The organism is Pseudomonas sp. MWU349, from assembly GCF_017947325.1.
Lineage (GTDB): Bacteria > Pseudomonadota > Gammaproteobacteria > Pseudomonadales > Pseudomonadaceae > Aquipseudomonas > Aquipseudomonas protegens.
This window is the reverse complement of the sequence record NZ_JAFEVP010000001.1, coordinates 1,356,965-1,379,657: the sequence shown is the minus strand read 5'-3', so window position 1 is coordinate 1,379,657 and position 22,693 is coordinate 1,356,965. Positions and strand designations below refer to the sequence as shown.

At 65.1% G+C, this 22,693-nt stretch carries 18 protein-coding genes; 10 read left to right on the top strand and 8 right to left on the bottom strand.

Translation table 11 applies throughout. The features are described 5' to 3' along the window. Positions 1-33: 33 nt before the first annotated feature. Genes KCG88_RS05985 through KCG88_RS05970 form a run of 4 tightly spaced genes read right to left on the bottom strand, consistent with a single transcriptional unit; the run spans position 34 to position 5,165 of the window. Positions 34-1,617 (bottom strand): ABC transporter substrate-binding protein, encoded by a 1,584-nt coding sequence (locus tag KCG88_RS05985; protein WP_210711966.1) that lies wholly within the window; start codon positions 1,615-1,617, stop codon positions 34-36. A gap of 4 nt (positions 1,618-1,621) precedes the next feature. Further along, positions 1,622-2,830, bottom strand: a complete 1,209-nt coding sequence (locus KCG88_RS05980; RefSeq protein WP_011061211.1) for an LLM class flavin-dependent oxidoreductase — start codon at positions 2,828-2,830, stop codon at positions 1,622-1,624. Positions 2,831-2,845: 15 nt separating this feature from the next. Beyond that, a complete protein-coding gene (locus KCG88_RS05975) occupies positions 2,846-4,069 on the bottom strand; it encodes a lipase family protein (protein ID WP_210711965.1) in 1,224 nt (407 codons plus the stop codon). 22 nt (positions 4,070-4,091) lie between these two features. Beyond that, positions 4,092-5,165: a PhnD/SsuA/transferrin family substrate-binding protein gene (locus tag KCG88_RS05970; protein ID WP_210711964.1), complete on the bottom strand. Its 1,074-nt coding sequence runs from the start codon at positions 5,163-5,165 to the stop codon at positions 4,092-4,094. A 554-nt stretch (positions 5,166-5,719) separates the two neighbouring features. Between KCG88_RS05970 and KCG88_RS05965 the strand changes: the two genes are divergently transcribed. The 4 genes from KCG88_RS05965 (at position 5,720) to KCG88_RS05950 (ending at position 9,952) form a co-directional block, all read left to right on the top strand. Beyond that, complete coding sequence (locus KCG88_RS05965) at positions 5,720-6,796, top strand: sigma-54 dependent transcriptional regulator (protein WP_011061215.1); 1,077 nt, start codon at positions 5,720-5,722, stop codon at positions 6,794-6,796. 112 nt (positions 6,797-6,908) lie between these two features. Next, positions 6,909-7,490, top strand: coding sequence for a TetR/AcrR family transcriptional regulator (locus KCG88_RS05960; RefSeq protein ID WP_210711963.1), 582 nt, complete (start codon positions 6,909-6,911; stop codon positions 7,488-7,490). Positions 7,491-7,639: 149 nt separating this feature from the next. Beyond that, positions 7,640-8,500 carry an NAD(P)-dependent oxidoreductase gene (locus KCG88_RS05955; protein ID WP_047286431.1) on the top strand — a complete coding sequence of 287 codons (861 nt, stop codon included), beginning with the start codon at positions 7,640-7,642 and terminating at the stop codon, positions 8,498-8,500. Between the two features lie 249 nt (positions 8,501-8,749). Continuing rightward, positions 8,750-9,952 carry an MFS transporter gene (locus KCG88_RS05950; RefSeq protein WP_210711962.1) on the top strand — a complete coding sequence of 401 codons (1,203 nt, stop codon included), beginning with the start codon at positions 8,750-8,752 and terminating at the stop codon, positions 9,950-9,952. Here the strand turns inward: KCG88_RS05950 and KCG88_RS05945 are convergent. The 4 genes from KCG88_RS05945 to KCG88_RS05930 all read right to left on the bottom strand — a co-directional run bounded on the left by KCG88_RS05945 (position 9,928) and on the right by KCG88_RS05930 (position 14,139). Continuing rightward, on the bottom strand, positions 9,928-10,713 hold the full coding sequence (locus tag KCG88_RS05945) for a type 1 glutamine amidotransferase domain-containing protein (RefSeq protein ID WP_210711961.1): 786 nt from the start codon (positions 10,711-10,713) through the stop codon (positions 9,928-9,930). The two genes, KCG88_RS05950 and KCG88_RS05945, sit on opposite strands and share 25 nt — an antisense overlap. Positions 10,714-10,805: 92 nt before the next feature. Next, complete coding sequence (locus tag KCG88_RS05940; protein ID WP_210711960.1) at positions 10,806-11,645, bottom strand: metal-dependent hydrolase; 840 nt, start codon at positions 11,643-11,645, stop codon at positions 10,806-10,808. Positions 11,646-11,684: 39 nt separating this feature from the next. Next, positions 11,685-12,584, bottom strand: a complete 900-nt coding sequence (locus KCG88_RS05935) for an SDR family NAD(P)-dependent oxidoreductase (RefSeq protein WP_047336750.1) — start codon at positions 12,582-12,584, stop codon at positions 11,685-11,687. Beyond that, a complete protein-coding gene (locus KCG88_RS05930) occupies positions 12,571-14,139 on the bottom strand; it encodes an NAD(P)/FAD-dependent oxidoreductase (protein ID WP_210711959.1) in 1,569 nt (522 codons plus the stop codon). Before KCG88_RS05930 ends, KCG88_RS05935 begins: the two co-directional genes overlap by 14 nt. Positions 14,140-14,407: 268 nt before the next feature. Between KCG88_RS05930 and KCG88_RS05925 the strand changes: the two genes are divergently transcribed. The 6 genes from KCG88_RS05925 (at position 14,408) to KCG88_RS05900 (ending at position 22,664) form a co-directional block, all read left to right on the top strand. Then, positions 14,408-15,403 (top strand): alpha/beta hydrolase, encoded by a 996-nt coding sequence (locus tag KCG88_RS05925; protein WP_210711958.1) that lies wholly within the window; start codon positions 14,408-14,410, stop codon positions 15,401-15,403. Positions 15,404-15,700: 297 nt separating this feature from the next. After that, positions 15,701-16,993, top strand: coding sequence for an alkane 1-monooxygenase (locus KCG88_RS05920; RefSeq protein WP_047286437.1), 1,293 nt, complete (start codon positions 15,701-15,703; stop codon positions 16,991-16,993). A 141-nt stretch (positions 16,994-17,134) separates the two neighbouring features. Continuing rightward, on the top strand, positions 17,135-17,626 hold the full coding sequence (gene praA / locus KCG88_RS05915; RefSeq protein WP_210711957.1) for an alkane oxidation protein activator PraA: 492 nt from the start codon (positions 17,135-17,137) through the stop codon (positions 17,624-17,626). Positions 17,627-17,758: 132 nt separating this feature from the next. Continuing rightward, on the top strand, positions 17,759-18,265 hold the full coding sequence (gene praB / locus KCG88_RS05910) for an alkane oxidation protein activator PraB (RefSeq protein ID WP_047286439.1): 507 nt from the start codon (positions 17,759-17,761) through the stop codon (positions 18,263-18,265). A 122-nt stretch (positions 18,266-18,387) separates the two neighbouring features. Next, positions 18,388-19,836 carry an outer membrane protein transport protein gene (locus KCG88_RS05905; protein ID WP_047286440.1) on the top strand — a complete coding sequence of 483 codons (1,449 nt, stop codon included), beginning with the start codon at positions 18,388-18,390 and terminating at the stop codon, positions 19,834-19,836. Between the two features lie 278 nt (positions 19,837-20,114). Beyond that, positions 20,115-22,664 carry an acyl-CoA dehydrogenase gene (locus KCG88_RS05900; protein ID WP_210711956.1) on the top strand — a complete coding sequence of 850 codons (2,550 nt, stop codon included), beginning with the start codon at positions 20,115-20,117 and terminating at the stop codon, positions 22,662-22,664. The last annotated feature ends 29 nt before the right edge of the window (positions 22,665-22,693 follow it).

Genomic DNA, 22,693 nt, shown 5'->3' with positions numbered 1-22,693 from the left:
CTGGCAAGCCAGCTCCTACGGGCGGACGGTGGGTCAGGCGCTGTTGTTGAGCCACAACCGTTCGAAACGCCAGGTGCTGAACAGCGACTGTTCTTCCCGGGCGCCGCCCACGCGGGTGGAGACACTGTCCAGCAGATCGGCGTAGCCCCAGATCAGCATGCCGCCCCGTTCGTACTGGATCTGCTGGGCCTGGTGCACCAGGGCCGTGCGTCGTTGCAGGTCGGGTTGGGCCATGGCGGCGAGAAACACCTCGCTGAACTGCGGGTCGTTGAAGTGGGTCTTGTTGGACACGGCAAAGGGCGCGTCGGTGTGGATCGCGCTGGCCAGGAACGGCGCGCCGATGCTGCCGCCGGTGCTCAGGGTCCAGTCGTTGCGTTGCGGGCCCTGGAAGGTCGCCAGGTCCACCTGGCGGACCTTGAGGGTTACGCCGATGCGCTTGGCCTGTTCGGCCAGCACCAGGGCCGAGGTCAGGGCCGGCCCCGGGGTGGTCACCAGTTCCAGTTCGAGATTTTCCTGGCCGGCCTCCTTGAGCAGTTGCGCCGCACGCTGCGGGTCGTGGGGGCGGGGCCCCAGGCTGTGGTTGAAGGTCGGGTCGCTGGGGGCATAGAGGTCGTTGGCCACCCGGCCCTGGCCGTTCAGGGCGCGGCGCACCAGCTCCTCGCGATCCGCCAGCAGACGGAAGGCCTGGCGCACCCTTGGGTCGTTGAACGGCGGCTTGTCCAGGTTCATGTCGAAGGACAGCCAGTTGCCGGTCACCGATTTCAGCAGCCGCACCCGCGGGTCGCGCTGCAGGACTTGCAACTGTTCGGTGGGCATCACGTTGGCCATGTCGATCTGCCCGGACCGCAGGGCCGCCAGGCGCGCCACCTGGTCCTTGAAATCAATGATCTCCAGCTCGTCGGCGTAGGGCTGGCCATCCTTGTAGTAGTTGTCGAAGCGGGTGAACAGCGAGCGCTGGCCGGGGGTGAAGCTTTTCAGCTTGTAGGGGCCGGCACCCACCGGGTTGGTCACCGGGTGATAGTCCACCGGGACGATGCCTCCGAAGTTGACCCAGGTTTCCGCCAGGGGCATGTAGCTGCGGCCCTCGCGAAAGCTCAGGCGCACAGTGCGCTCATCGAGCTTTTGCAGGTTGTCGCGATCGACCCAGTGCAGCAGCGCCGCGTAGGGCGAGGCCAGTTGCGGGTCGGTGAGGCGGCGGATGGAGAAGATCAGGTCATCGGCATCGATGCTCTTGCCATGGTGGAACTCAAGGCCCTGGCGCAGGCGCAGGGTCCAGCTGCTGGCATCGGCGTTGGGTTCGGCGAACTCCGCCAGGGCCAGGCGAGGTTGCATCTGCTCGTCCCATTCCCAGAGTTTGCTGTACAGCGCGAAGCCTCGGACGATACCGCTGCCAATGGGTTTGTGGGCGTCCAGGTTGCCGCTCTGGTTGCCGTCGAGAATCCCCAGGCGCAGGCGCCCGCCGTAGCGCGGCTGGTCGCTGGCGACCGTGCCCGGGGTGTTGGAATTGTCTGCGTCGCAGCCGGCCAGCAGGCTGCTGCCCAGCAGCAGGCCGCCGCCGAACAGCGCGCTGTGGCCGAGAAAACGACGGCGGCTCAAGCCCGAGTAGTCCTGGCTCATGGCGTCAGGCTCCTGCCGGGCCGTTGGCGCTGCGCAGCTCCAGCGGCGCTTGCGGTTGACGGCTCAGGGCTGCGCGCTCGCCACGAAAGTGCGGCAGGATGTGCTCGCCCAGGCGGTAGGCTTCCTCCAGGTGCGGGTAGCCGGCGAGGAAGAACAGGTCGATACCGATGGCGTGGTACTCGCGGATCCGCGCCACCACGTTTTCGTAGCTGCCCACCAGGGCGCAGCCCGGCGGTATGCCGATGTAGCCGAAGCCGGTCCAGACATTGGGGTGAATGAAGAAATCCTCGAAGCCCTGGGTCTCGTTCTTCTGCGCAAAGCCGTTCTCGTAGCTGAGCTTGCGCGCGGTGCGCAGCCCGGCATGGGCGGCCACGGCCTTGACCGCGCCCTTGGCGATGCCCTCGTCGAAGAAGCGCTTGGCCTCGGTGCGCGCCAGTTCCTCGGTTTCCCGGGTGATGACGTCGATCGACAGGCCGAAGCGGATATCGCTGCGGCCGTACTGCAAGGCGCGCTCACGAATATCGGCGATCAACGCGGCAATCTCGTCCGGGTGCTCGGCGCGCATCAGGTAGAAGTCGGCATGTTTGGCGGCGAATTCCCGGGCGGCGATGGACGATCCCGCGGTGCAGATCAGCGGCAGCTCGGCCTTCTTCAAGGGGCCGCGCAGGCCGCCGCCTTCGGCGCGGTAGAACTGGCCCTGGTAGTGAAAGTTCTCGTTGTGCCAGTAGCCCTTGACCACGTCCATGAACTCGGTGGCGCGGGCATAGCGCTCATCGTGGTCGCTGAAGTCGCCGACCTGGCGTTGAATGGCATCCGAGCCGCCGTTGATGATGTTCCACACCAGGCGGTTGCCGGTGGCGCGCTGGTAGGTGGCGGCCTGCTGCACCGCCACCCAGGGCGTGTAGTGATAGGGCTGGAAGGCGGTGACGAACTTCAGGGTGCGGGTTTCCCGGGCCAGCAGCGAGCACACGGTCCAGGGCTCTTCGCCGGAGGGCGCGTTGACCATCAGCGCGCCGCCGAAGCCGTTGATTTCCGCGGCCCGGGCGATCTGCCCCAGGTAGTCGATGTAGGTGAAGTGGTCGCCGACGCTGAAGCCTGAGACGGCGCCGGTGCTGGGCCCGCCCCGGTGCCAGTCGCCGCGGTTGCGCGGGTCGCCGGGGAGGAACTGGGTTTCGCCGTGCAGGGGCAGGCGGGTGAAGAATTCGATGCTCATGGCTGGGCTTCCTGGCTATTGCACGCTGGGGTTGCAGACGGGGGTAATGGCTTGGCCGTTGATCACCTTGTGGGCGAACGGCACCGAGTCCTTGAGGGAGGCATTGACCGTTTCACTGTGGCCCAGGCCCTTGTACAAGTGGCCCTCGATCACCGAGCCGGCCTTGCAGGCGTCCTGCATCAGGGCCACCTGGGTGGTGGCGGCCGGGGTCTTGTCCTCGGCGCCGGTGCCGATGAACACCGGCTGGGCGGTTTTCAGGGTCGGGTAGGACACCTGTTTCTGCCAGGCCGCCAGTTGGCTGCCCTGATAGTCCTTCTTGGCGTTGGCCGGGGTCAGGCCGACCCCCACCACGTCGCTGACCAGGGACGCCAGGCAACTGGTACGGGCCTGCTCGAACAGCGGCAGGGCCTTGTCGGTATAGAAGTCCCTGGGGTTGATGCTGGGGTCGTACTGCTGGGCGGCCAGCAAGGTGTAGAAACCGTAGGCCAGGGAGGCATCGACCTTGTTCGGGTCCTGCTCGCCGACATTCTTCGCGCCGATGGTGTAGATCACCCCGGTGCCGATGCTGCCCTTGACCCCCAGGTCCGGTGCGTAGGTGGAGGCGTAGGCGGCCGAGGCGAAGGCGCCGGCGCCGCCCTGGGACTGGCCGACGATCAGTACCTTGTTGGCCAGCCCGGGCACCCCGGCGACCACGGCTCTGGCAGCGTCGAGAATGCCGTAGGCGGCCATGCGGTTGTTCAGCAGCGGATGGCCGCCGGGCACGCCCAGGCCCTGATAGTCGGTGGCGACAATGGCAAAGCCTTCGTCCAGCCAGCGGCTCAGGTACTGCACGTCACGGTAGGAGCGGCCCTGCCAGGACGGCGCGCAGACATCCGCCACGCCCACCGTGCCATGGCCCCAGGAGGCGACCGGCCAGCCGCCGGCCGGGGCCTTGCCCTTGGGCAGGAACAAGGTGCCGGAGACCACCACCGGGGTCTTGCCGTCGATGCCGTCGGTGGAGCTGTAGAGAATCCGTTGCGCGCTGGCGGCGTTGGGCAGGCTCAGGGTGGCTTCCAGGGGTTCGCTGCGCAGCAGCTTGCCCGGGGTCGGGGGGATCGCGTCCTGCCAGGTATAGAAGGCCGAGACCCGGCCGTCGCCCTGCAACGGGTCGGGCTTGGGCGCGTAGGTCGGGCCGGCCAGGGCCGACAGGGAGAGCGCCAGGAGGCTCAGGCCAAAGGTGAATTTTGCGGACAGTTTCATCAAGAAGACTCGTGCTCGGGGTTCAGGGTTGGGTGGCGACCTGGCCGCGCAGGGCGGGCCAGTAATCACTCAGGTGCAGATCGATCAGCGCCTGGTTGGTGAAGCCGGTGGCCAGGGCCGGGGTGATGTCGTAGGGCGTGCGGATCAGCTGGTTGGCCAGGGCGTAGTCGCTCAGTGCCTGATAGTGGGCCTTGAGCTGCTGGTCGCTCTTGGGCGCCCAGCGCTCCTTCCAGGCCACCGGGTCGCCCTGGTCGTCGCGGCGCAGCACGCTCTCGGCGGTGCCGGCGCGGGAGGACAGCTGGTAGTAGGCGTCCTGGTTCTGTTCCTGGGAAATCCACCAGGCGGCCTTGACCCAGGCGGTGGCCAGCAGTTGGGTAACTTCCGGGTATTGCTCGATGAAACTGTCGGTGCCCCAGAGGTCGGAGACCAGGCGCCAGTCATTGGCCCCTTGCTTGGTGGACCAGATGATCCGGCCCACGCTCTTGTCTTCCAGGGCATAGGCCTCGCTGAGCAGCACCGCGGCGTCGACCTTGCCGGCGGACACCGCCGCCGCACCGACCTGGGGGTTGAGGTTGGCGATCTTGAAGTCGTCGAGCTTCAGGCCCTTGCTGGCCAGGAAGTTGCTGAAGGCGAACTCCCAGGGCCGGCCGCGATGCAGGGCCAGGCGCTGGCCCTTGAGGTCCTCGATGCTTTTGGCCGTGGACTGGGTGGGCACCACCAGGTAGATATTGTTGCCGCTGCCGCCGGGCACGATCAGCTTGCCGGGCACGCCGCCGGCGCCGGCGATCACCGACGGCAGGTCGCCACGCACGGCGAAGTCGATGCTGTTGTTGCTGAAGCCTTCGTTGATTTGCGGCCCGGCGCCGGCGTGGGGCAGGGCGATCCACTGCAGCTTGATGCCGCGCTGGCTCAGTTGCTGTTCCAGCCAGCCATCCTCGATCACCCGCCCGGCGATGCCGCCGAACACCGGCTTGCCGCCCTGGGTGAAGGCGACGATGGCAATCTTCACCGACTCGGGGGCCGGGTTGGCCAGGGCCGTGACACTGATCAGCAGCCCGGCCATAACGGCCAGGGTATTGCGCCATAAACCTTGCATTGCACTCTCCCTCAAAAAATAAGCCCTCAGCCCCGCCAGCCCTGCGCCGGATATCGCGGTGTTCTCCTGTAGGAGCCGGCTTGCCGGCGAAGAGGCCCTTGAGCCTTGCCTCGCCCTTGCGGACGCCTTCGCTGGCAGGCCAGCTCCTACAACAGATATCGCGGTGTTCTCCTGTAGGAGCCGGCTTGCCGGCGAAGAGGCCCTTGAGCCTTGCCTCGCCCTTGCGGACGCCTTCGCTGGCAAGCCAGCTCCTACGAGGGGCGGTGGTGGGTATCGGTGTCGGAGGGGATAGAGCAGATTGCATGCCAGGGCCGCTACAAAACGCTGCAGGCCTTGCCCGGCAAGGGTTTCAGGCCGGTCGAAGGACCCCGGCCAAAGCCGCCGCTGCTGATCTGCGAACAGGCAGGTGCTGGCCGATTGCTGCTCCAGCAGCAGGCGGGGAGCACCGCTCAGATATATTCGTAAATGGAATATCTAAATATTAATTAATAATTATTTAGTCTAAATATCTTCGTGCACTATTGAGCCCGCGCTTTTACTGCCAGGAATGCACCATGTCGCTGATCACTCATCCAAACGCCCGTGAATTGACCAAGTCGGTACGGGCCACCGTTCTGGTGTTCAAGGACCCGCGCTCCCAGGAATTGCTCAGTCGCATCGAGCGCCTGGCCCCCAGTGAGGCCAATACCCTGATCATTGGCGAGACCGGCACCGGCAAGGAACTGGTGGCGCGCCACATCCATCACCTGAGCCGCCGCGGGCGCGAGCCCTTTGTCGCGGTGAACTGCGGAGCCTTTGCCGAAACCCTGGTGGAAAGCGAACTCTTCGGCCATGAAAAAGGCGCCTTTACCGGCGCCACCACCCACAAGGCCGGCTGGTTCGAAGCAGCCAACGGCGGCACGCTGTTTCTCGACGAAATCGGCGACTTGCCGCTGAACATGCAGGTCAAGCTGCTGCGGGTGCTGCAGGAGCGAGAGGTGGTGCGCCTGGGCTCGCGCACGCCGATCCCGATCAATGTGCGGCTGGTGGCGGCCACCAACGTCAACCTCGCCGATGCGGTGGTGGCCGGGCATTTTCGTGAGGACCTGTTCTACCGCCTGCACGTGGCCACCATCCGCCTGCCGCCGCTGCGCGAGCGCCCGGGGGACATCCTGCCCCTGGCCGAGTTCTTCCTTGAGGAACACTGCCAGCGCCTGGGCTACAACCGTGCCTCGCTGACCGAAGAGGCCGAGCGCAAGCTGCTGGAGCACAGCTGGCCGGGCAACATTCGCGAACTGGAAAATGCCATCCACCACGCCTTGCTGGTGTGCCGCCAGCAGCGGGTGGCACCGGGGGATCTGCACCTGGTGGACATGCGCTCCTCCGGCATCCGCCAGGAACAGGCGCCCCTGGCCGTCCCGGGGCCTCAGGCGCCGGCAGACCTGGGCCGGGCCTTGCAGGCGCTGTTCGAGCAGAACATTCCCGACCTGTACGAGCACATCGAGGAAACGATTTTTCGCGAGGCCTATCGCTACTGCCATGGCAACCAGTTGCAGACCGGGCGCTTGCTCAACATCAGCCGCAACATCGTGCGCGCCCGCCTGGAAAAGATCGGTGAGTTGAACAAGCCCCTGGCGACTTCCGCTTCCTAGGTCCGCTTCCTGGACCCGAGAACCAGCCCGGGGCTTTTTTTGCCCGGGGCGGTTGACGCTTGCCGGCTTGATCTTTAGTCTTTGGAACGATCATTCCAGAAAGGTAATAGCCGTGCGTCCCAAGGAGTTCGACCCCGAGCAGATTGCCGATGCGGCCATGCAGGTGTTCTGGCAGCGCGGTTACGCCGCCACGTCCATTCAGGACCTGGTGGAAGGTACCGGCCTGAGCCGCAGCAGCCTGTACAACGCCTTCGACAGCAAGCACGGCCTGTACACCTGCGCCCTCAAGCGCTACCAGCAGATGACCAGCGCCAATATCGAGCTGCTGGGTGCCGATGCGCCCGTCAGGGAACTGGTCCGGCGATTGCTGATGCGCATCGTCGACAACGAGTTGGAAGATACCCGGCGCCTGGGCTGCCTGGCGGCCAATGCCTCCCTGGAAATGGCCGGGCAGGACGCGGCGGTGGCTCAGCTCGTGGCGCAGAATTTCCAGCGTATCGAGGCGGCCCTGGAGCAGGTGCTGCGTCGCGGCCAGGCGCAGGGGGAGATCGACCCGCAGAAAAATCCCCGGGCCCTGGCCAGCTTTGTGGTGTGCACCGTGCAGGGCTTGCGGGTGCTGGCCAAGGGCAGCCTGGCGGAGCATCGGCGCCAGCGCCTGCTGGATGTGGTCGAGGTGGTCCTGGCCAGCCTGTAGCAGCCGGCGTGCCGGCGAAGGGACCCTCACAATCTGTATCAGGTTCTAGGGCGTCTTCGCTGGCATGCCAGCTCCTACAGGGCTGGGCTTTTTTTTGCCTTTTATTGGAATGATCATTCCATAATTGATTCAACACGGGAGAAACACAGATGGCCAAGCAACCAGGATCCATCGCGGTATTAGGCATCGGCATCATGGGCGCCGCGGTGGCGCGCAATCTGCGGCGCAAGGGCTTTGCGGTACGGGCCTGGAACCGCACGTTGCAACGGGCCCAGGCGCTGATCGCGGACGACATCCAGGTGTTTGCCGAGCCCGCCGAGGCGGTACGCGGGGCGCAGGTGATCATCACCCTGGGCAAGGACGGGGCCGCGGTGCTGCAAGCGATGCAGCAGGCGCGTGAGGGTTTCGAGCCTGGGGCGCTCTGGTTGCAGATGGCCACCGTGGGGATCGAGGCCAACGACGAACTGCAAGGGGTTGCCCGGGATGATGGGCTGGTCTTCTACGATGCCCCGGTGCTGGGCACGCGCCAGCCGGCGGAGCAGGGCCAGTTGGTGGTATTGGGCGCGGGCCCCGAGGCTCATCGGCCGGCGTTGCAGCCGCTGCTGGAGGCCATCGCCAAGCGTGTGCTCTGGGTTGCCGAACAGCCGGGAGCCGGCAGCCGCCTGAAGCTGGCCCTCAACAGCTGGGTGCTGGCCCTGACCCACGGCGCCGCGGAAAGCCTGGCCCTGGCCAAGGGTCTGGGGCTGGACCCGGCGCTGGTGGTGGAACTGGTCAGCGGCGGGCCCCTGGACAGCGGCTATTTCCAGGCCAAGACCCGGGCCATGCTCAGTGGCGACTACAGCCCGAGCTTTACCCTGGCCAACGCCCTGAAAGACGCCGAATTGATGGTGGCGGCGGCCGCCAGAGCCGGGGTCCGGCTGGATCTGGCCGAGGCCGGAATCCAGCGTTTCCAGCGCGCCCTGGAGCAGGGCCATGGCGACAAGGACATGGCGGCCTCCTACCTCGGCTGAGCGGTTTCTTCTCGCGCTGATGCAGGCGCTGGCTCGCCAGCGAAGGCGTTCGTGAGTCGGGCGCGGGGTTCCGAGGGCCTCTTCGCCGGCAAGCCGGCTCCTACGGGAGCCTGCGCGGTGTATCTGCCTGCTGTAGGAGCTGGCTTGCCAGCGAAGGCGCCCGTGAGTCGGGCGCAGGGTCCGAGGGCCCATTCGCCGGCAAGCCGGTTCCTGCGGTGATCTCTGGTTTTCTTGTGTGAGCATTCTTTCATGAGCATTTGCGTACCTTTGCCGACCGCCGCCAGCAGGCTGCCGGTCTGGCGCCTGCTGGCCTTTACCCTGGCCGGTTTCATCGCCATCGTCACTGAGACACTGCCCGCCGGGCTGTTGCCGCAGATCAGCCAGGGCCTGGGCATCAGCGAGGCCATGGCCGGGCAGTTGATCAGCCTGTATGCCCTGGGCTCGGTGGTGGCGGCGATTCCGCTGATCGCCGCCACTCGCAGTTGGCGCCGTAGGCCCTTGCTGTTGCTGGCCATCGGTGGCCTGTTGCTGTTCAACAGCCTGACCGCGTTGTCGACCCACTATCTGCTGACCCTGGTCGCGCGCTTTGCCGCGGGCATGGCGGCGGGGCTGGTCTGGGGCCTGCTGGCCGGCTATGCCCGGCGTCTGGTGGTGCCCGAGTTGCAGGGCCGGGCCCTGGCGGTGGTGGGCGTTGGCCAGCCGATTGCCCTGTGCCTGGGCGTACCCCTTGGGGCCTGGCTGGGCACCCGCATGGATTGGCCGCAGATCTTCTGGGGGCTGTCGCTACTGGCTCTGCTGCTGTGGTTCTGGGTGCGCCTGGCAGTGCCGGACTACCCCGGCCAGCCGGCCCACCAGCGCCAGCCGATCGCGCGGATCTTTCTCACCCGGGGCCTGCCCCAGGCGCTGCTGGTGATCTTCGTGTGGATCCTGGCCCACAACATTCTCTACACCTATATCGCGCCGTTCCTAGCGTCCCTGGGCCTGGCGGCCTCTCTCGACCGGGCGCTGCTGGTGTTCGGCCTGGCCTCCCTGGTGGGGATCTGGCTCACCGGGCTCGGGGTCGACCGCTGGCTGCGGGGGCTGACCCTGTGCAGCCTCGCCGGTTTCGCCCTGGCGTGCCTGCTGCTGGGGATCGCTGCCAGCCAGCCCTGGCTGGCCTGGCTCGGCATTGGCGCCTGGGGCCTGACCTTCGGCGGCGCCCCGACCTTGCTCCAGACCGCCGTCGCGGATGTGGCCGGGGAAGGTGCGGATGTCGCGCAATCGATGCTGGTGACCATCTTCAACCTGGGCATTGCCTGCGGGGGTATGGTCGGCGGCCTGCTCTTGCAACGCTATGGCGCGGCGTCTTTTCCCTGGGCCATGGCCGCCCTGGCGCTGGTGGGCCTGATGCTGGTCTGGGGCGCGCGCAGCCATGCCTTCAAGCCGGGTCAGCGCTCTGCCTGCTGCGCCTGAGGTTGGGCGTGGCGAGCCTGTTGCAGCAAGGTCACCCATTCATTGGCGAAGCGGTGGCAGTCCCCGGGCCAGCGCGCGGTCAGCAGATTGCGGTCGCGGACCACAAAGCCGCGCTCGGGGTGCTGTGCCGAATCCCGGCGGGGCAGCCAGGGCCCGGGCAGAAAATCCGCCGGGCTGGCCAGGGCCGCCTTGATCTCTTGCTCGACGCTGTGGTCGTAGGTGCGGTAATAGCGCCCCAGCCAGGGCGCGGTGACCAGCCAGGCCGCCAGTTCCATGGGCCCGGCCAGCAGGGCGGTGACCTTGCGCCCATGGAGCACCGAGCGCCCGCTGGCCGGATCGATGCAGCGTGCCAGGGCCAGGGGGCCGTGGCACACCGCGGCTACGGGTTTGTCGGCCTGGAAGAAGGCCAGGATGATTCGCCGAACCTCCTCGGATTCCAACAGGCTGCGCATGCCCCGGGCGTGGCCGCCGGGAATCAGCAAGCCCTCGTAGGCTGCCGGGTCGACCCCGGCATAAGGCAGAGGGCTGCAAAACGCAGGGTCGCGGGTCATGGCGTGGTAGCGCGCCAGGTCGGCCGCCGGGGTCATCAACAACGGGTTGAGCGGGCCGAACCCCAGGCTCACCAGGCGCGAATCGGCGTAGGCCGGCATCCCCAGGGGGGTGGCGAACTGCGCGGCAAAACCGGCGTCCCGGGCAGCCTGCCAGGGCAGGCTGCTTTCGCTGGGGTCGTAGTCGGCGTGGGGCAGCAGAATCAGGATCATCGCGCGGGCTCGCAGCACCTAAGGGTGCGTTGCAGGTTAGCAGCCCCGCCAGGGGATGCCGGCACGCCGCTGTTGCGCCGTGCCGGCATTTGTCACTTGGCCGCGGCGGCGCGGGTGCGTTCGATGTCCTGCACCAGGCCGTCGATGCGTTGCAGTTGTTCGCGGTTGTCGTGGTCCCAGGGGTGAAAGCCCGGCTTGAAGAACTGCAGCCAGGGCAGGGCGATCCGCGGGAACACCCCCTTGGGGCCGTAGAGGTACTTGACCACCTGCCACAGCCCGCGCCAGTGGCCGCCGCGACGGCGGTCGGCGATCAACATGCGCACATGGAAGTCGAACACCACCAGCCAGAAGCTCAGGGTGGTGAACAGCATGCTCGCGGTGCGGATCAGGTAACGCTTGGGCCCGGGCTTGATCACGCTGTTCCAGACGTCGTAGGACACGGCCTTGTGCTCGGTTTCCTCGAGGGCGTGCCACAGCCACATCTGCCGGTAGCCCGCCACCGAATTGCCGAAGCGGCTGGGGTCGCGCAGCAGCAGGTCGGCGAGGATTGCCGTGTAGTGTTCCAGGGCTACGGTGATCGCCAGGTTGAAGGCCGGCGGGAAGTGTTTCTTCTGGAAATCGAGGAAGAAGCGCAACCGCCGGTCCAGCAGATGGGCCGGCAGCCCGGCGTCCTGCAGCAGGTCGTTGTAGCGCAGGTGCTCGCGGCTGTGCATGGCTTCCTGGCCGATGAAACCCTGGATCTGGCGCTTGAGTTCGGGGTCGTGAATCTGTTCGCGGTAGTGGCGCACGCTGTCCATGAAGAACAGCTCGCCGGAAGGAAACAGCAAGGACAACGCATTGAAGAAGTGGGTCACGTGGCTGCCTTGCTCGTGCCAGTCGCAGGCGCGTTCGGCAGGCAGTTCGACCTTGATGTCGCGGCGGATGGGCAGCATGGCTGTCGCTCCTCTAGACATGAAAAAGGGTGGGCGGCGCTATAGGCCGCGTTCGTCCTGGGGCTCGTAGACCGCCGGCCGCGTCTTGCCCGGCTTGGGCGCCATGCGCCGGCTGGCCCATACCACCAGGGCCTGGTAGGCGCTGGGCAGCAAGCGGATGAACAGGTCGAGCAAGTGCGCGTCGCGGCCGATCAGCACCCGGCGCTTGTTCTTGCGCACCCCCAGCAGGATCACCTTGGCGGCGGTTTCGGCGGAGGTGATGAAGAGTTTTTCGAAGTCGTCCCGGGCCTGCTGTTCGTTGTCGATCAGGAAACCCTTGACGTTGTCGCTGATGCGGCTGGTACGGGCGATATCCGTGCGGATGCCCCCCGGATGCACGCAGGTGGCGGAAACCCCGTGGCCTTGCAGGTCGAGCTCCTGGCGCAGGGATTCGGTAAAGCCGCGCACGGCGAACTTGGTGGCGTTGTAACCGCTCATGCCGGGCTGGGAGAACAGCCCGAAGACGCTGGAGGTGTTGATGATGTGACCGTCGCCGGATTGCCTGAGGTAGGGCAGGAAGGCCTGGGTGCCGTGGACCACGCCCCAGAAGTTGACGTCCACTATCCACTCCAGGTCCGCCAGGCTCGAACCTTCCACGGTGCTCGACAGTGCCACCCCGGCGTTGTTGAAGATCAGGTTGATCTGGCCGTGTTCGGCGGCGCTGGCGGCGGCCCAGGCGAACATCGCTTCGCGGTCGCCGACGTCCAGTTCCTGGCTGCTGATGCGCAGCGGCAACAGGGTCGCGGCCCGGGCCTGGGTCACGGTCTGTGCCAGGCCCTGGGGGTTCTTGTCGGCCAGGGCCAGGTGACAGCCCTCACGGGCCAGGGCGACGGCCAGGGCGCGGCCCATGCCGGAGGCGGCGCCGGTGATGGCGGCGACTTTACCGTTAAAGTTTTTCATTGAGAGCGGCCTCTTCAAGGTGCAGGGGGCGCGCGGCGGCCGGTGCGGCGGCGGGCTGGGCGTGGGGCAGGTGGCTGGCCTGGTAGTCCTGCAGTTCGAAGTGCTGCAGGGTCTTCTTGAAGCTCCAGGTGGAGCCCGGCCAGAGGGTGGTGTTCTGCCCGCTGCGCGGGTCCAGGTACCAACTGCGGCAGCCGCCGGTGGACCAGATGGCCCCGGCCAGGCGTTGCTGCAGGCGCTGGTTGTACTGGCTTTCGACCTGGGGCCGGACTTCGATGCTGGCGATACGTTCGCGCTGCATCTGGCCCAGGGCCTTGAGGATGTAGTCCACCTGGGCCTCGATCATCAGGATCATCGAGTTGTGCCCCAGGCCGGTGTTGGGGCCGACGATCATGAAGAAGTTCGGAAAGCCCGGCAGGCAGGTGCCCAGGTAGGCGTGGGCGCCCTGGGCCCAGCTGTCCATCAGGTCCTGGCCGTGGCGGCCGAACAGCAGGCCCCGGGGGATCGGGTCGGTGGCCTGGAAACCGGTGCCGAAGATGATGCAGTCCACGGGGTGGCGGCTGCCGTCGGCGGTGATCACGGCGTCGCCGTCGATGCGCTGGATGTCATCAGTGATCAGCCGCACGTTGCCCCGGGTCAGGGCCGGGTAGTAGTCGTTGGAGATCAGGATGCGCTTGCAGCCGATGGTGTAGTCCGGGGTCAGGCGCTGGCGCAGCACTGGGTCGGGCACCTGTTTGCGCAGATGGCGCAGGGCCACGCGCTGCACCACTTTCATCAGTCTTGGTCGGCGGGCGAAGGCGATCACCCGGCTTTCCAGGGCCCAGTACAGCGCCGAGCGCACCAGCCGCTGGGTGAAGGGCAGGTGCTTGAAGGCCCAGCGTTCCACCGCGCTGAGCTCGCGGTCGGGCTTGGGCATGATCCACGGCGGGGTGCGCTGGAACAGCTTGAGCTGAGCCACCCGCGGGGTGATTTTCGGCACGAACTGAATGGCGCTGGCGCCGGTGCCGATCACCGCCACCCGCTTGCCTTGCAGGGCGTAGCGGTGATCCCACTGCTGGGAGTGAAACCGCTTGCCAGTGAAGGTGTCGAGCCCGGGGATGTTCGGGATCGCCGGGCGCGACAGGCCACCCATGCCGGAGATCAGTACCCGTGCACTGACTTCCCGGCCATTGCTGAAACGCAGGTGCCAGCGCTCCCGGGTTTCATCGAAGAGCGCCTGTTGCAGGCCCATGTTGAAGTGCAGGTAGGGCGCCAGGGCGAAATCCCGGGCGCAGTTTTCCAGGTATTCGCGGATTTCCGGCTGGGGCGCGAACTGCCGGGTCCAGTTCGGGTTGGGCGCAAAAGAGAAGGAATAAACGTGGGATTGCACGTCGCAGGCGCAGCCGGGGTAGTGATTGTCGCGCCAGGTGCCCCCCAGGGACGCGGCCTGTTCGGCGACGAAGAAATCCTCCATCCCCGCTTGCTTGAGCTTGATCGCCATGCACAGCCCGGCGAAGCCGGCGCCGATGATGGCGATGTCAACGACCTCGGGGTCGTTGGGTGGCGAGTACGCATTCATGGTGTGTACCTCGATTGTAATGACGCTGCTGGGTGACTTTCGTCAGTGGGTGAAAACTCAGGATTGCACAATTTAAAATAATGTTTTAAAAATTAATTTAAATAAATCACCTGAAAATGTCACCTGCGCTGGTCGCCTGTGGATTTTGCGGGGCTCATCCAGGCCATGGATGAGGCGTCACAGGCGGCACCAGGCCAGGGCGACACGCCACACCGCCAGGTCATTCCGATCACGGGCGAACGGCGCAGGGAAGCTGAGGGGACGGGTTATGGAGTGGCTGGTAGCGGCGGCGGTATTCCTGGCAGTCAGTGCGGTGCTTTGGGTGGTGAGTTTTCGTATCAACCGCCGGATTGAAAGCCAGGTGCCGATCAACGGACGCTTTCTGGAGGTCGGTGGCGAGCGCATTCACTACACCGATGAGGGCAGGGGGCCGGTGCTATTGATGATCCATGGCCTGACCGGCTGCGGGCGCAACCTGACCCACTCCCTGGCCCCGCAACTGCGCGAACGCTTCCGGGTGATCACCATCGATCGTCCCGGTTCGGGCTATTCCACCCGGACCCGGGGCGCCGCGGCAGACCTGCCGGCCCAGGCCAGCCTGGTGGCCAGGTTCATTCGTACCCTGGACCTGGGCCAGCCTCTGGTGCTGGGGCATTCCCTGGGCGGTGCGGTGGCGCTGTCCCTGGCCCTGGACCATCGGCAATCGGTGTCCGGGCTGATCCTGGTGGCCCCCTTGACCCATCCGCAGCGCATGTTGCCGCTGGTGTTCCTGTCCCTGGCAGTGCGCCCGGCCTTCCTGCGGCGCTGGATGTCCCTGACCCTGGCGGCGCCCATGGCCATGCTCGGGCGCCGTGGCCTGGTCAAGTCGGTGTTCGCCCCGGACCCGGTGCCCGAGGATTTCGCCGAGCGTGGCGGCGGGTTGCTGGGGATGCGTTCGGACAGCTTCTACAACGCCTCCAGCGAAATCGCCGTGGTCAACCGTTCGCTACCGGGCATGGTCAAGCATTACCCCAGCCTGAAGCTGCCGGTAGGGCTGATCTATGGCTCGGCGGACTCGGTGCTCAGTTACCGCCGGCACGGTGAGTCAATGGTCGGCAAGGTGCCGGGGCTGTCCCTGGAGATCGTCCAGGGCCGGGGCCACATGTTGCCCATCAGCGCAGTCGAGCGGGTGGTGGCCATGGTCCAGCACGTCGCTTCCCAGGCTGCGCCACAGCGCAGCGCAACCATCCTGCACCCGCCGTTCGCGGCTTCAAGAGCAAGTTGAGGGCGTGGTGGGGGGGCGGTTTCGAGCGCCCCTGCCGCGGCGTCGACAGCAGCTGTAAATGCTTCACGGGCGACATTCGAAACAAGCCGAAAAAATAGTTGACGAGCTAACGAACCCGAGCTATTTTTTTTAAAAAAATGTTTTGAATGTTTTTTTTGAAAGTGCAATTGAGCGATTAAAAATAATGAAAATAACGCCATTTCACGCTTTTGTTTTTTCATCCCTTCACGCTCTGTACAGCGCAGCCGCGCTGTCCTTTATAGCACCTGTTTCGACTGCCATCCTGCGGAGGCTGCCATGACTGTTTCCGTGGCGGCACCCGGCGTCTGGACCGATAGCAAGCGTCACCTGTGGTGGCTGGGCACCTTGCCCATGATCACCCCTCTGCTGTCGGGGATCTTTGCCCTTACCACCGGGGTGCAAGTGTTCTGGTGGAGCGGGGTGCTGGTGATCTTCGGCCTGATCCCGCTGATTGACGGCCTGATGGGGGAAGATGCCAGCAACCCGCCTGAATCCGCCGTTCCCGATCTGGAAAAACAACCCTACTACCGCTTTATCGTCTACAGCTGTGCCGTGCTCTCGGTGCTGTCTTTGGTGGTAACCGCCTGGATGGCCGTCAGTGGGGTGGACTGGCTCATCGCCGGCGGCCTGCTGCAACTGAGTGAACAACTGCACCTGCAAGGCAGCCTGGCGAGCTTCGCCGCCTTCCTCACCGAGCGTGCGCAACTGCACGGCAGTATCGGCTGGTTCACTTACCTGGGCATGGCGATGTCCACCGGCGCGGCCACCGGCATTGCCATCAACATCGCTCATGAGCTGGGGCACAAGAACCGCGGGATGGCCAAGTTCCTGGCCAAACTGGCCCTGGCTTCAACCTTCTACGGGCACTTCTTCGTCGAGCACAACCGCGGCCACCATGTGCGGGTGGCCACCCCGGAGGACCCGGCCAGTTCGCGCCTGGGCGAATCCTTCTGGAGTTTCCTGCCGCGCACCGTGTGGTTCAGCCTGAGTTCGGCCTGGCATCTGGAAAGCCAGCGCCTGGAAAAACTCGGCCTGCCGACCCTGCACTGGAAGAACGGCGTGCTCAGCGCCTGGCTGTACAGCGTGGTGCTGTGGGGCGTGCTGATCGCCTGGTTGGGGGCGGCGGTGATTCCCTTCCTGGTGATCCAGGGGATCTACGGCTTCTCTCTGCTGGAGGTGGTCAACTACGTCGAGCACTACGGTCTACTGCGTCAGAAACAGCCCAACGGCCGCTACGAACGCTGCTCGCCGCGCCACTCCTGGAACAGCAACCGGATCGTCACCAACATCTTCCTGTTCCAGTTGCAGCGCCACTCCGACCACCACGCCAACCCGACCCGTGCGTATCAGGCCTTGCGCCACTTCGACGAGTCGCCACAGCTGCCCTATGGCTACGCCACCATGATCGTCTGGGCCTATGTGCCGGCTCTCTGGCGGCGCCTGATGGATCACCGGGTGCTGGCGCACTACTCGGGTGATGTTCGCCTGGCCAACATGCACCCGGCCAAGCGCGACGAGTTGCTCAAGCGCTACGGCTTCAGCCACACCGATTCAGACACCGCTCTTTAGTTGTACCGCTCACCCCTTCAAGTGCTGGTGAACCGGTCGTGTTCGCCTGTGATGTGCCCGCTTGAGGGGTGAGCAACGCAGTAGGCAGTCCTTAAACAAGTTGACCGACAACAACAATAAGCAACTGTAAGGAAGTCACGGATGTCTATTTCACCGCTATTCACTGCCCAGTTGTTCGTGGTCCTGGTGGGGATCTCCCTGATGGACGCCGCCGAAGCCGCGCGCATTGAACCGGCCAATACCGAGTTCACCGCCAAGGGCCCCATCAGCTTTGCCAAGAGCATCATCAATGCCGACTGCACCATCCAGGTCAGCGGCAAGGTCAGCCCCGACGGCAGCTTCGCCAGCGTCGAGAAAGTCGACTTCAGCGGCGGCCTCAAGTGTGGCCAGGTGGAAGCCACGCACCTGCCCTGGAAGCTGATCGCCAAGAATGAAACCAGCGGCGCCATGTCGGGTATCCAGGTCACCGTGCACGCGCCCCTGGTGGGCGGCGACTGCGGGCCGTCCACCGCCGAAGGCAGTTGGAACAACAGCACCGGAAAACTCGAAGCGGCCCAGGTCAGCCTCGACGGTGGCTGCACCATCAAGACCGTATCGATCCAGATGCCACCCACGTTCCGGGTTGCACCCTGACGCGCACGTCACACCTTTATCGAATTGAAGATTTGGCTGGAAAGGGAAGCTCGGTCGCTGTTCTCCGTGTCGTCTCGCTCAAGGCCATTACCCCGGCGAAATGAATCGCCATACATGTGAGGAAAAACAACAATGAAAGGCATCAAAACTCTCGTGTCCGCCACCGCCATCGTTGCCTGCTTGGGAGCTGCTTCCATGGCCAGCGCTGCATCCATCGTCATTGATGGTGCGAACCCGGATGGTCCGTTCACTACCCCAGGCGGCACCATCACCGTGCGCTCGCCGTCCTCGTTCAACCAGCCCGTGACCTGCAACATCAACTTCAGCGGCAACATCGCCGGCGGCGTGGCCAGCATCACCGGCGCCACCGTCAGCGGCAGCAACGCGCTGTGCAACCTGCCGAAGATCACTGGCTTGCCATGGACCCTGAGTGCCTCCAGCACCACCGCCGGTACCGTGACCAACGTGGGTTACACCATTTCCTTCATCCCTGCCACCAACTGCGGTCCGACCACCATCAATGTGGCCTGGAGCAACGTGACTCACTCGCTAAGCCTGAGCACGCCTCAGACCCTGAGCGGTGGCTGCTCCGTGGATGTGCTGAACGCCAAGCCGTCGCCACAGGTCAGCGTGATTTAAGCGTTATCTGGAACCAAGGGCTGATCACCCGCTGAAGGACACCGCCTCGCAAGAGGCGGTGATCTGCAGATCGGCAGGGCCCTGTAGTGTCGGTTGCTATCGATAATAATAAGGAGTGGGGCATGAATAATAAGAAACAACAGTTGCAGATCGCGGTGGCACTCGCCCTGTTGGGGGGCTTTGGTGCGATCGGCACTGTTCAGGCAGGCGGCTTCACCACGCCTACCTACGGCGCTCCCGGATGGGGCCGGGCCTTCGGTGGTGGTTCGTTGTTCAAGAATGACCCCAGCGCGGCTTACAACAACCCGGCGGCCATGGCGTTTATCGATCAGAACGTGGCACAGATGACGGTCGACTACGCCCGCATCAAGATGAAATACAAAGGCGATGCCTACGATTATCAAGGGAATCCGGCCACCACCTTGCCGGTGGATGCGTCCGGCGTCCCCACCAGCGGTCCGGTGCCCCTGGAGGGCAATGGCGGGCAGGGCGGCTTCACTGCCTGGCTGCCGACCGGCTTCATGGTGATACCGATCAACGATCAGTTTGCCTTCGGCCTGAGCCAGGTCGTGCCCATGGGCATGCGCAGCACCTGGGACAACGACAATTCCAAGATCCGCGACTTTTCGGTGGATACCAAGATCGAGACCGTGGGCCTGACCGGCTCGCTGTCGTTCAAGGTCAATGATGACTTCTCCCTGGGGGCCGGGGTCATCGTCCAGCACAGCAAGGGCTTCGTCAGCCAGAACCTCAACCTGACCGGTGCCGCGGCGGTATCTCCCGGCCTGGGCGGGATCCCGTTGCCATCCGGCGTCGGCTCCAACCTGATGCGGGTCAAGGTGGACAATACCTCGGTAGGCTGGTTCACCGGCGTGGTCTGGAAACCCACCGACCGCGACACCCTGGGCCTGAATTATCACGCCAAGATCAAGAACAAGATGGATGGCAAGTACAACATCCGTGCCGACGCGGTAGGCCGCCAGTACATGACCCAACCGGCCGGGCCCAATGGTGAAAGCCTGGTAGAGCTGGCGTATCCCGGCCTGAAGCTGTACCCGGACGGCGCCAACGCCAGTGCTCAGCTGGACATTCCAGCCTCCGCCGGGCTGGACTGGGTGCATGTGTTCGATGACCGCTTCACCCTGGGCGCCAGCATGCTGTGGACCCAATGGTCGTCGTTCAAGGACCTGACCCTGAAGTCCGATGGCAATACCCTGGTCTCCATCCCGTACAAGTACAAAGACACCATGATGTATTCCCTGGGGGGCGACTACCGTTTCACCGACCAGCTGACCCTGCGGGCCGGTGTGGCGTACGACCAGACACCAACCCGCAACAGCACACGTGACCCGCGGATTCCCGACAACGATCGCTGGTTCACTTCCCTGGGCTTTGGCTATGACATCAGGGCGATCCCCGGCCTGACCATCGACGGCGCCTATTCCCGGCAATTCGTCAAGGAAGCCAAGATCAAGACCCAGAACGTGGATCGTCTCGGTGCCTCGCGCCTGGATGGCAAGGTCGACGCCAAGGGCGAGGTGGTGAGTCTCTCCGCAACCTATCACTTCTGAGGGTAAAGGCTTTACCCACGCCTCGAGATAACGGCAGTGCAAAGGGATTGTGCGACTGCCGTCGGCGGGACGGGTCACCTCAGGACCCGTCTTGGCCTGCCATTTCCCCAAGCCCTGGCTGACATCGTTCGGCCGTTGTGCGTTGCTGAAATCACTCAAAACAATATTTAAAAATAAAATTTGAAACGCGCCTGTTTCCTTTGTAGGGTGATCTTCGAGGGGCCGGCACAACGCCCAGGCTCCAAGTGGTCGTCTGCAGAGAACAAGAGAGGTATTCCATGATTGTCTGGTTATTGGTGGGACTCGCCGCTGCGTTCGCACTGGCCTATCGGCAGGCCCCGGCCTCCTGGTGGCTGGGCTCGGCTCTGGTCTGGCTGGGGGCAGGGCACTGGTTGAGCCTGGTGGGCTCGCTGGGCATCACCCTCGCGGCGCTGCTGGTGGTGCTGCCGGCTGCGCTGCTGAGCGTCAAGCCGCTGCGTCGGGCCTTGCTCACCCGTCGTGCCCTGGTCATGTTCCGCAAGATCATGCCGGCCATGTCCGACACCGAGCGCGCGGCCATCGAATCCGGCACGGTCTGGTGGGACGCCGAGCTGTTCAGCGGCAAGCCCGACTGGTCGCGCCTGACAGGCGCCGCGCCGGCCAGCCTGAGCGCCGAAGAGCAGGCGTTCATGGACAACGAAGTGGAAACCCTGTGCGACATGGCCAACGACTGGGAAACCACCCAGGTCTGGCAGGACCTGTCGCCCAAGGCCTGGCAATACACCAAGGACGCCGGCTTCCTGGGGATGATCATTCCCAAGCAGTACGGCGGCAAAGGCTTCTCCCACTATGCCCATTCCCAAGTGGTGATGAAGCTCTCCACCCGCTGCTCGGCGGCGGCAATCTCGGTGATGGTGCCCAACTCCCTGGGCCCGGCCGAACTGCTGCTGCACTACGGTACCGAGGCCCAGCGCCAGCACTACCTGCCGCGCCTAGCCCGGGGCGAAGACATTCCCTGCTTCGCCCTGACCAGCCCCTATGCCGGTTCCGACGCCGGGGCCATTCCCGATACCGGCGTGGTCTGCAAAGGCCAGTTCGAGGGCGAGGAAGTGCTGGGCTTCCGGGTTACCTGGGACAAGCGCTACATCACCCTGGGCCCGATCGCCACGGTGCTGGGCCTGGCGTTTCGCGCCGAGGACCCGGACGGCCTGCTGGGTACCAAGGGCAGCCTGGGGATCACCTGCGCGCTGATTCCCACCACTCATCCCGGGGTCAATACCGGGCGTCGCCACTGGCCGCTGAACGCGGTATTCCAGAATGGCCCGACCACCGGCAAGGATGTGTTCATCCCTCTGGAATGGGTGATCGGCGGCCGTGACCAGGTGGGCAACGGCTGGCGCATGCTGATGGAATGCCTGGCCGCCGGGCGCGCCATTTCCCTGCCCTCGGCCAACGTCGGCCTGGGCAAGGTGGCGGTGCGCGGCACCACGGCCTACGCGGCGATGCGCAAGCAGTTCGGCCTGCCCATCGGCAAGTTCGAAGGGGTGCAGGCGCCCCTGGCCCGCATGGCCGGGCACCTGTATGCCTGCGACGCGGTGCGCAAGGTCTCGGTGGCGTCCCTGGATGCCGGCGAGAAGCCCTCGGTGATCTCGGCCATCGCCAAGTACCACGTCACCGAGCGCGCCCGGGCCATGGTCAATGACGGCATGGACATTGTTGCCGGCAAGGGCATCTGCATGGGGCCCAACAACTTCCTGGCCCGGGCCTACCAGCAAAGCCCGATTGCCATCACCGTGGAAGGCGCGAACATCATGACCCGCTGCCTGATCATCTACGGCCAGGGGCTAATCCGTTGCCATCCCTATGTCTTTCGCGAGATGGAAGCGGCCCGCGATACCGGACGCAAGGGCCTGGAAGCGTTCGACAGCGCGATGTTCGGCCACATCAGCTTCGTCTTCGCCAACACCGTGCGCGCTGCCGTGCACGCGGTTACCGGCGGGCGCCTGATCAAGGCCCCGGGCAACACCGACAAAGCCTTGGCCGCCTATTACCGGCAGATCCAGCGCCTGTCGGTGGTGCTGGCCCTGGCCTCGGACATTTCCATGGGCGTGCTGGGCGGTGCCCTCAAGCGCAAGGAAAGCATCACCGGGCGCCTGGGGGACATTCTGTCCCAGCTGTACATCCTGTCCTGCGTACTGAAGCGCTTCGAGGACGATGGCCGGCCGCAGGCCGACCTGCCGCTGGTGCACTGGGCCGCCCAGGACTGCCTGCTGCGGGCCCATGAAGCCCTGGCCGAAGTGCTGGACAACTATCCGTCCAAGGCTGCCGCGCGGATCATCCGCGGCCTGAGCTTTCCCCTGGGCATTCCCCAGCGCAAGCCATCGGATCGCCTGCTGGCGCAAGTTGCCGAACTGGTGCAGACCCCGGGCCCGACCCGCGACCGCCTGCTGGCCGATTCCTACATCCCGCAGCCGGACATCGACAAGCTGGCCTATGGCGAACTGGCGTTCCGCCTGCAGCCACAGGTGGACCTGATCGAAGCGCGGCTCAAGCCGGCGATCAAGCAAGGCACCCTGGCGCCGTTGCCGATCTCCCGCGAGGCCTTCGTGATCTGGCGGGTCAAGGCCCTGGAGCTGCAACTGATCAGCCCGGACGAGGACGAGCTGCTGGGGCGCTATGTGGAATACGGCGACCACGCGATCCAGGTCGACGACTTCCCCCAGGACTTCGGTCTGCTCGAAGCCCTGCAACAGCGTCAGGCGCACTTCGAGCAAAGCGCCAAGCCGGCCTCGCGCAAACGCGCGGCCAGCAGCGAAGACGCGGTGGCCGCCAGCGATTCGGCCTATTGACCCTCTACAGGATTGGATCGGGATCTCTT

Coding starts and splice junctions, on each gene's coding strand:
- KCG88_RS05970 (WP_210711964.1), bottom strand. CDS start 5,165: ATGCAAGGTTTATGGCGCAATACCCTGGCCGTTATGGCCGGGCTGCTG.
- KCG88_RS05940 (WP_210711960.1), bottom strand. CDS start 11,645: ATGCTGCCCATCCGCCGCGACATCAAGGTCGAACTGCCTGCCGAACGC.
- KCG88_RS05965 (WP_011061215.1), top strand. CDS start 5,720: ATGTCGCTGATCACTCATCCAAACGCCCGTGAATTGACCAAGTCGGTA.
- KCG88_RS05975 (WP_210711965.1), bottom strand. CDS start 4,069: ATGAAACTGTCCGCAAAATTCACCTTTGGCCTGAGCCTCCTGGCGCTC.
- praA (WP_210711957.1), top strand. CDS start 17,135: ATGTCTATTTCACCGCTATTCACTGCCCAGTTGTTCGTGGTCCTGGTG.
- KCG88_RS05985 (WP_210711966.1), bottom strand. CDS start 1,617: ATGAGCCAGGACTACTCGGGCTTGAGCCGCCGTCGTTTTCTCGGCCAC.
- KCG88_RS05920 (WP_047286437.1), top strand. CDS start 15,701: ATGACTGTTTCCGTGGCGGCACCCGGCGTCTGGACCGATAGCAAGCGT.
- KCG88_RS05935 (WP_047336750.1), bottom strand. CDS start 12,584: ATGAAAAACTTTAACGGTAAAGTCGCCGCCATCACCGGCGCCGCCTCC.
- praB (WP_047286439.1), top strand. CDS start 17,759: ATGAAAGGCATCAAAACTCTCGTGTCCGCCACCGCCATCGTTGCCTGC.
- KCG88_RS05955 (WP_047286431.1), top strand. CDS start 7,640: ATGGCCAAGCAACCAGGATCCATCGCGGTATTAGGCATCGGCATCATG.
- KCG88_RS05925 (WP_210711958.1), top strand. CDS start 14,408: ATGGAGTGGCTGGTAGCGGCGGCGGTATTCCTGGCAGTCAGTGCGGTG.
- KCG88_RS05950 (WP_210711962.1), top strand. CDS start 8,750: ATGAGCATTTGCGTACCTTTGCCGACCGCCGCCAGCAGGCTGCCGGTC.
- KCG88_RS05905 (WP_047286440.1), top strand. CDS start 18,388: ATGAATAATAAGAAACAACAGTTGCAGATCGCGGTGGCACTCGCCCTG.
- KCG88_RS05900 (WP_210711956.1), top strand. CDS start 20,115: ATGATTGTCTGGTTATTGGTGGGACTCGCCGCTGCGTTCGCACTGGCC.
- KCG88_RS05945 (WP_210711961.1), bottom strand. CDS start 10,713: ATGATCCTGATTCTGCTGCCCCACGCCGACTACGACCCCAGCGAAAGC.
- KCG88_RS05980 (WP_011061211.1), bottom strand. CDS start 2,830: ATGAGCATCGAATTCTTCACCCGCCTGCCCCTGCACGGCGAAACCCAG.
- KCG88_RS05930 (WP_210711959.1), bottom strand. CDS start 14,139: ATGAATGCGTACTCGCCACCCAACGACCCCGAGGTCGTTGACATCGCC.